Source organism: Methylobacterium tarhaniae (assembly GCF_001043955.1).
Classification (GTDB): domain Bacteria; phylum Pseudomonadota; class Alphaproteobacteria; order Rhizobiales; family Beijerinckiaceae; genus Methylobacterium; species Methylobacterium tarhaniae.
In genome coordinates this window covers 1-523 of sequence record NZ_LABZ01000390.1, presented here as the reverse complement: position 1 = coordinate 523, position 523 = coordinate 1, and the positions used below count along the sequence as shown (strand labels likewise).

1 protein-coding gene is annotated in these 523 nt (G+C 68.8%); it reads left to right on the top strand.

The features are described from left to right. Window positions 1-523: DMT family transporter (locus VQ03_RS30205; RefSeq protein ID WP_048454632.1), on the top strand; the 523-nt coding region annotated here is incomplete at both ends.

The following is a 523-nucleotide window of genomic DNA, read 5'->3' as shown; positions in this document are numbered from 1 at the left end:
CAATCCGTGGCTCGCCGCCACGGTGTCGGTCCTGCCGATCGTGTTCGTCTTCGTCACCCTGTTCCTGGTGATGCCGACGCCGCTGCCGAGCCTCGACACGCTGGGCAAGATGCCCTGGTACGCCCCCCTCGGGGGCTTGGCCGGCGCGGTCGCGGTGTTCGGCGGGCTTGTTTTCATCGACAAGGTCGGGGCTGGCCCGTTCAATGGCCTGACGCTGACCGCCAACATCATCACGTCACTGGCCCTCGACACGTTCGGGCTGTTCGGGCTCCAGGCCGCCGGCTTCAAGGCGCTGCCCTGGCTCGGCGGGGTGCTGATGGCGGTCGGCGTGGTGTTCATCGCCAAGACCGCGGGAAACAAGACCGCGGGACACAGGACCGCGGGCAAGAAGGACGAGGGCGAGAGCCACGGCGTCGGCGGCAAGCTGCTCTACCCGTTCATCCTCGTGGCCGGTGCCCTGATGGCGATCGGCGTGGTCTGGAACGGGCAGCTGCGCGGGGCCCTGGTCAATCCGTGGCTCGCC